Origin of the sequence: Erythrobacter sp., assembly GCF_023653175.1 — a bacterium.
Classification (GTDB): domain Bacteria; phylum Pseudomonadota; class Alphaproteobacteria; order Sphingomonadales; family Sphingomonadaceae; genus Erythrobacter.
Map to the genome: position 1 here is coordinate 1 of NZ_JAMNXL010000165.1, position 7,943 is coordinate 7,943.

Below are 7,943 nucleotides of genomic sequence, written 5' to 3' on the forward strand. Positions count from 1 at the left end.
CCGCGGCGCATTGGTGAGGTCGTTGCCGCACAGCGAGACCACCTGCGGCGCGATCTGGGTGCCCGCGCAATCATCCGGATAGCTCGCCTCGAGGAAGGTCGCGGCAAGGTTGATGGTCAGGCCGTCGGCCGGACGCAGCAGGCTTTCGATTTCCACCCCGCGGGTTTCTGCCACCGGCACGTTGAAGGTGGCAAAGGCCGTTCCGGTGAATTCGAGCACCTGGAAATTGGTGAACTCCTCGTAGAAGGCCGCGATGTTGAGCGTCAGCGCGCCGCCCGGTGTCTGGCCCTTCACGCCGAGCTCCCAAGCATCGACCTCTTCGGACAGGAAGGTCGGGTTGGCCCCGCTGACCGCCGCGGTGGTGTCGAGGTTGATCCCGCCCGCCTTGTAGCCGTGGGTGAAGCTGGCGTAGGAGCTGACGAAGGGGCTGATCTCGTAGCCGAGCTTGACCGTGTAGATCAGTTCCTCGTCCTCGAAGGTGGACTGGAAGGTGCGCGGCAGCGGCAGGGCTGCGGCCTGGGGAAGGTTGGCGGGCGCGGTGAAGCCGAAGCAGCCGATCCCGATGAAGGCCGGCACCAGCGCCGGATTGACCATGCCGATCGCACCCAGCCGCGTGAGCGTGGCGGGGCAGACCGTGTTGTTGGTCGCCACCTGGGAGAAACCGCCCGACTTCTCCTCCCACGAATAGCGCGCGCCCAGCGTCAGTTCGAGCCCGTCGGTGATCTCGAAGGAGTTGTGGGTGAAGACCGCGTAGCTCTTGGCGTCCTGTTGGAAGCGGTTGGTGGTGCGGGTGCCGGTGGGGTTAACCCCGACGAAGGACTGGAGCGGCGTCGCCCCGGCCGCCGCGCCGAGGAACGCGCCGAAATTGCGGTCGAAGTCCGCGCCCAGCTGGAAGACCTGGGTCTGGTCGATCTGCTCGTCGGAGTAGAACCCGCCGATCATGTAGTTGAGCTTGCCCTCGATCGCCTCGCCCTGCAGCCGCAGTTCCGCGGTCCAGTTGTCGATTGTGAGGTTGAGCGCCTCGACGTTGAAGATGTCGAGCCCGGTGAAGTCCGAATCGTAGCGCTCGAAGCTCTCGTACTTGCGGTAGGAGCCGATGAAGATCAGGTCGGCGCTGTCGGAGAGCGGGAATTCAAGTTCGCCGGTGACGCCGTAGTTGTCGATATCCGCGACCGGCGCGAAGTTGGCCGAGACGATGCGGTTGTCCATCGCCCGTTCGAACCCGGCCTGGTCGTTCCGGTCGGTCGCCGTGAAGGGCTGGCCGTTGCCGCCATTGGCCCCGAGGCCGACGCCAGCGAAGGCGCCAAGACCCACCAGCGGGGTCTGGTAGAGCTCGATCGCGCCGCAGCAGCTCGACTGGCTCTTGGAATAGTCGGCGATGATGCGACCGCGCAGGCCGCTTTCGGTGTCCCAGCCGATCTGGCCGCGCACCAGCCACTGGTCGACATCATTGGTGTCGCCCACTTCACGTCCGGTGCGGTCGACCACGGTGAGGAAGCCGTCACGCTGGCGATAGGCGCCGGTGAGGCGCAGCGCGACCGTGTCCTGCACGATCGGCACGTTGATCGCGCCCTGCAGGCTCTTCTCGTCGAAATTGCCGTATTCGGCGTTCACGAAGCCGCTGAACTCGGTCACGTCCGGGCGGACATTGGTGATGTTGAGCGCGCCCGCCGAGGTGTTACGGCCGAACAGCGTGCCCTGCGGGCCGCGCAGCACTTCGACGCGTTCCACGTCGACGAATTCGCTGAGCGCCACGCCCGGGCGGGCCTGATAGGCGCCGTCAATGAAGATGCCGACCGCGCTTTCGAAGCCGATGTTGTTCGAGGTCGTCCCCACGCCGCGCACCCGCAGCACCACCGAGCCCGAGGCGAGCTGCGCCTGGCTGGCGGTGAAGGAGGGGGCCAGCGCGGCAATCTGCTGGATGTTGACCACGCGCTGCGCTTCGAGCTGCTGCGGCGCGATGGCGGTCACCGCAAGCGGAATGTCCTGCACGTCCTGCGCGCGACGGGTCGCGGTCACGATGATGACATTGTCATCCCTGGCGGTCGTGCCCTCTTCGGTGTCCTGGGCAAAAGCGGGGGTAGTCAGCGCGCTGCAGGCCATCAGGCCGCAGGCGAAAGTAGCGAACTTGCGCGTCATCGGATTCCCTCTCTCCACGTCCCAGCCGATCTTTGCGCCGGACTTGGGTTAGCGGGGGGAAGCCTATCAGCGTCGCGCGACCTAACAAGAGTTATAGGCAAACTTATGCGCGACCGTAGCAAAAATGCAACAATCATGCAATTTGTGCAGCATCTCGCCACTGCGCGCGGGTGCCGGGGCAAGATTGTTACGCGACGTGCCGCACGGCATCAAAAGCCGTAGCGCAGCCCCAGCCACACGGTGCGCGGCACGCCGAGATCGATCGATCCTCCTTGGTTGCGAGTGATGATCTCCTCTCCCGTCAGGTTCTCGGCGCGCAGGGTCAGCGACAGGCGGCCCCATAGAGGCGCGGCGAGAAAGGCGTCGAGGGTGGTGGCGGGCGCGAGGCGGTCGGTCTGGCGGTCGTCCTCGAACTGGGCCGAGACGTGGCGCAGCGTCCCCGCAATCCGCCAGCCGGGGGCGGGCTGCCACCCGAGGGTGAGTGAGGCGGCGAACTCCGGTGTCTGCGCAGGGGTAAGTCCGTCGAGATCCGCGGACGGCCCCTCGCCCCGCACCTCGGCATCGGTCCAGGCGAGCGCGCTGTCGAGGCTAAGTGTGCCGAACTTCGCGGCAACGCTCGCCTCGATCCCGCGCGCCTTGATTGCAGGCAGGTTCGCCCGTCGGCGCAGGTTGGGGGCGATGGTGACATTGGCGATGGCGTTCTCGACCTCGTTGTCGAAGGCGGTGACGGCGATCACCACTTCGTTCACCGGCTGCCAGTCGAACCCGATCTCGAACCCGCGCAGGCGTTCATTGACGAGGTTGGCGTTGGCCTCGGTGGTGACGGGGAAGACCACGAAGGGGCGGTAGAGCTCGTTGAGGGTCGGCAGACGCAGCCCGGTATAGGCCGCCGCGCGCAGATCGAGCCGGCGGGTGGCGTAGAACAGCGCCCCCGCGCGCCAGCTCAGTGACCAGTCATTGCGGGGCGCTGCGACGACCTCGCTCACCACGGCTCCGGTGGTCGCCGAGACTGCACGGTAGAAGCCATCGGTGATGCTGCTGCGGTCGGCGCGCAGGCCGCCATTGATGGTGAGCGGGCCGATCTGCCAGTCATCCTCGAGGAAGATCCCGAGATTGCTGGTCGCGCCCCCGGCCCGCCGCCGCTCGGTGATCGCGCCGCTGACGGCGTTGATCGCTTCCTCCTGAAGCTCGCCATCGGCGCGGCGGTAGTCGGCGCCGATGCGAATATCGTGGCCTTCGAGGATGGGCGGGCGCAGCTCGAACTTGCCGCCGATGCCGGTGGAGGGCGTGCGGCGCTGGTCGAGCGTGGGGGTGAAGCGGGTCGAGGAAATCACGATGTTCGAAAAGTCGCGCGCCTGCACATAAGCGAGCGCATCGAACTGCCAGCTCCCTCGCCCGACGAAGCGGATGCTGGCTTCCTCGCCTTCGCTGGTGGAATCCGCGCCCGCGAAGCGCAGCGTGCGCGCGTCGCGGAAAGCGGCCACGCGGGCCTGCACCTCGACCGTGTCGGTGAGCGGGGCGACGGTGCGCAGTGCGACATTCCAGCTGTCGAAAGCGGCGCGCGCGGTGGCGGGGACGCGCTGCGCTTCAGGGGTGGTGAAGAACCCCTGCCCGCGATCCCAGCGCCCGCTCGCCACGGCGAAGCCGCGCCCGAGGCGCTGCGTCAGCACGCCGCTCGCCTCGGTCTCGGCGCGGCTGTTTACGCCCAGGCTGCCGAGCAGCGCCTCGCCCGGCTCGGCGCTCTCGAGCTCGATTGTCCCCGCCAGCGCTCCAGCGCCGAACGGCCCCGACCCGCCGCCACGCGTCACCCGGATCGCGCCCAATGTCTCGGGGGGAACGGCCGACAGGGGGATGTAGCCGAAGAAGGGATCGGCAATCGGCACCCCGTCGAGCAGTACCAGCGCGCGGCTCGTGGCGTTGCCGCCCAGCGCGCGCAGCGTCACGCCTTGCGCGCTCGGATTCGAGGAGCGGCTGTCCGAACGCCGGAACTGCTGGAAGCCCGCGACATTGCGCAACACGTCCTCGATCCGGCCCGATGGGCTGGCGATGATCGTCTCGCGCTCGATCGTCGTGGTGGCATAGATCCCGGTGGAAAGCGCAGGATCGAGCCCGCGCCCGGTGACGATGATTTCCTCGGGAATCTCTTCCGCCAGTTCCTCCTCGCTCGCGTCCTCTTCCTGCGCAGCCAGCGGCACGGAGAGGGGAAGCAGCAGAGCGCAGGCGAGCAGGCGGGCACGGAACGTCATGGACCGCGCCTTAAAGCGGCGAGGCCGCCCCGTCACCACAAACTCAGTTGCACTTTGCCATTCAGACTCGCTTTTGCGCGAGGCCTGTGGTTACATCAGTGTCAATTAGGGAGAGAGAGGCCCCGTCATGCTCGCAACACCGCCTGATTTCGACGTCCTGATCGTCGGTGCCGGGATTTCCGGCATCGGCATGGCCGCGCACATGGAGATGAAGGCGCCCAGCCACAGCTATTGCATCGTCGAGCGGCGCGACAATCTCGGCGGCACCTGGGATCTGTTCCGCTACCCCGGCATCCGTTCGGACAGCGACATGCACACCCTCGGCTTCGATTTCGAGCCGTGGACGCACGAAAAGAGCATCGCCGATGCGCCCGCGATCCTCGACTATCTCGACCGGATCGTCGACGAGCGCGGCATCCGCCAGCACATCCGCTTCGGCCACAAGGTGGTGCGCGCCGACTTCCACCACGATGACGCGCGCTGGCATGTCGAGATGGAAAAGGCCGACGGCAGCACCGCGCACATGACGGCGAATTTCCTCTATCTGGGCGCCGGCTATTACGATTACGACGAGCCTTACGATCCCGGCTTCGACTTCGGCGAATTCGAAGGGCAGGTGCTCCATCCGCAGTTCTGGCCTGACGATCTCGACTACAAGGGAAAGAATGTCGTGGTGATCGGATCGGGGGCGACCGCGGTCACGATTGTCCCCTCGATGGCGAAGGCGGCGGGGCATGTGACGATGCTCCAGCGCACGCCGACCTGGATGTTCTCGCGCCCCGCCAAGGACGCGGTGGCGAATTTCCTGCGCGCCGTGCTGCCCGAGAAGCTCGCCTACCGGATCACCCGGTTCAAGAACATCAAGATGCAGGACTTCAGCTTCAAACTGGCGCGCGACAAGCCGCAGAAGGTGAAGGACGCACTCTACAAGAAGATCGAGGCGGCGCTGGGCCCGGATTACGACAAGGCGAGTTTCACCCCGCCCTACGATCCGTGGGATCAGCGCCTGTGCCTGGTGCCCGACGAGGATCTGTTCACCGCGATGAAGGCGGGCAAGGCGAGCGTCGTCACCGGCCATATCGCGAAATTCGAGAAGGGCGGCGTGCGCCTGACTGACGGCCAGTTCCTGCCGGCCGACATCGTCGTCACCGCCACGGGGCTGAAGCTCGCGGTCGCGGGCAAGATCGACGTGCGGGTCGATGGCGAGCCGGTGAAGTTCAACGAGCGGTTCTACTACAAGGGCTGCATGTTCTCGAACCTGCCCAACCTGGCGGTGGTGTTCGGATACCTCAACGCCAGCTGGACTTTGCGCGCGGACATCAATTCGGACTACGTGTGCCGCGTGCTCGAACACATGCGCCGCACCGGCACCACCATCGCCACCCCGGTGCTCACCCAGCAAGGCGAGGCAGCGATCACCGAGGACGACGTGTTCGATTTCTCGTCCGGCTACATCCAGCGCGGCAAGCACATCATGCCGCGAAACTCGGTGAGCTATCCGTGGCGGCTCAATCAGGAATATGTGGTCGATCGCAAGCGGATGAAGGACGATCCGCTGACCGACGGCATCCTGACCTTCACCACGCCCGGCGCCAATGCGCGTTCCTCCGACCAGCAACTGGAGGCGGCGGAGTAGATTCACCCTCGTCATTGCGAGCCGAAGGCGAAGCAATCCATGGACCGACCTCGCGAACACCGCGGAATTCGTCCCTCGATTGCTTCGTCACCTTCGGCTCCTCGCAATGACGAAGTTCTTCCAGTGACCGCCAATCTCCCCTAATCCCTCCCCATGACCGCCTCTGAAAAAATCTGGAGCGCCGGGCTCATCGTCATCGGCGATGAAATCCTCTCCGGCCGCACGCAGGACAAGAACATCGCGCAGGTCGCGAGCTGGTTGCAGGTGCAGGGCATCCGCCTGGCCGAGGTGCGGGTGGTGCCCGATGTCGAGGCGCGGATCGTCGAGGCGGTCAACGCGCTGCGCGCCGCGAACGACTATCTCTTCACCACCGGCGGGATCGGGCCAACCCATGACGACATCACCGTCGACGCGGTTGCGGCCGCGCTCGGCGTGCCGGTCGTCATCCACCCCGAGGCGCGCGCCCTGCTCGAGCGCTATTACGAAAGCCGTGGCGGGCTCAACGAAGGGCGCCTGAGGATGGCGCGGGTGCCCGAAGGCTCGGACCTCATCCCCAACCGCATGTCGGGCGCACCCGGCATCCGGCGCGGCAACATCTTCCTGATGGCGGGCGTCCCGCACATCACGGCCGGCATGCTCGACGCGCTGACCGGCGAGCTCGAGGGCGGCGCGCCGCTGCTGTCGGAGACGCTAGGCGGGTGGATCCCCGAAAGCGAGGTCGCCGACATCCTGCGCCAGACCGAAGCGGCCCATGCCACCTGCCAGATCGGCTCTTACCCCTTCTTCCGCGAAGGCCGGGTCGGCGCGAATTTCGTGGTCCGCTCGGTCAGCGCCGATGACCTGGCGGCGTGCTGCACCGCGCTTGCCGAGGGGCTGGCGGCAGCCGGGCACCCGGTGACTCCAGGCGGCATCTGACGCCCTTCCGCGGGGTGCGAAGAGACATCATCACCTCGCTTTAACCCTTGCGCGCTAATGGCTTGGGCATGACGCGCGTGTTCATCACGATCGACACCGAGTACTCCTCCGGCCTCTACACCGGCCCGGGAGCGGGTGACCGTGCGGAAAACTACGCCCGATCGATCGCCTGCCTCACGCCCGAGGGCCCGGCGGGGATCACCCACAAGCTCGAACTGCTGGCAGAGCACGGGCAGAAGGCGGTGTTCTTCGTCGACCCGATGCCCGCGCTGGTGTGGGGCGTGGCGGCGATCGAGGACATCGTCGGGCCGATCGTGGCCGCGGGGCAGGACGTGCAGCTCCACTGCCACACCGAGTGGCTGGGCCTTGCCGGCCCGGCCAACCCGCTCGCCTCCAAGGCCATCGGCAAAGACCTCGCCGACTTCGCCTTCGAGGACCAATGCGCTATCCTCGATTACGCCCGCGCCACGCTGGTCGCCGCGGGCGCGCATGCGCCGGTCGCCTTCCGGGCAGGCAATTACGGTGCCAATGACGACACGCTGCGGGCGCTGGCGACGATCGGGCTCGATTACGACACCAGCCACTGCCCGGCGCTGGTCGGCAGCGGCGCATGCCGCATCGGCCTGACCGAAGAGGCCCGCGATCCGGTCGGCCACATGGGGGTGATCGAAGTCCCCATCGGAGCAATCGGCACCATCGGCGGCGGGCTTCGCCACGCGCAGCTCACCGCGTTGACGCTGGCCGAGCTGGTCTGCGCGATCCGCCACGCGCGCGACAGCGGGCGGGTCAGCTTCACACTGGTCAGCCACTCCTTCGAACTCATCAACCGGCGCCGCCAATCGGTGAACCCGATCGTCCGCCGCCGCTTCACCGGGCTTCTGAAGGCACTGTCCCATATGCGCGGCGTCGCCACCGGCACCTATGCCGAGACCCCGCCGACGCTGCAATTGACCGGCACCACCCCCGCGCTCCCCGCCAGCCCCTTGCGCACCGGGCGCCGGATCGCC

5 protein-coding genes are annotated in these 7,943 nt (G+C 66.8%); 3 read left to right on the forward strand and 2 right to left on the reverse strand.

The genetic code is table 11. From position 1 onward, the window contains the following. Positions 1-2,139: TonB-dependent receptor (locus NBV68_RS15380; RefSeq protein WP_296311344.1), on the reverse strand; the 2,139-nt coding region annotated here is incomplete at its 3' end. A gap of 209 nt (positions 2,140-2,348) precedes the next feature. Beyond that, positions 2,349-4,385 carry a TonB-dependent receptor gene (locus tag NBV68_RS15385; RefSeq protein WP_296311345.1) on the reverse strand — a complete coding sequence of 679 codons (2,037 nt, stop codon included), beginning with the start codon at positions 4,383-4,385 and terminating at the stop codon, positions 2,349-2,351. 127 nt (positions 4,386-4,512) lie between these two features. On the opposite strand from NBV68_RS15385, the gene NBV68_RS15390 reads away from it, so the two are divergent. From NBV68_RS15390 to NBV68_RS15400, 3 genes are all read left to right on the forward strand, one after another. Next, entirely contained in the window at positions 4,513-6,021 is a 1,509-nt protein-coding gene (locus tag NBV68_RS15390) for an NAD(P)/FAD-dependent oxidoreductase (protein WP_296311347.1), read from the forward strand. Between the two features lie 153 nt (positions 6,022-6,174). Beyond that, positions 6,175-6,936, forward strand: coding sequence for a molybdopterin-binding protein (locus NBV68_RS15395; protein WP_296311352.1), 762 nt, complete (start codon positions 6,175-6,177; stop codon positions 6,934-6,936). A 68-nt stretch (positions 6,937-7,004) separates the two neighbouring features. Continuing rightward, positions 7,005-7,943: hypothetical protein (locus NBV68_RS15400; RefSeq protein WP_296311353.1), on the forward strand; the 939-nt coding region annotated here is incomplete at its 3' end.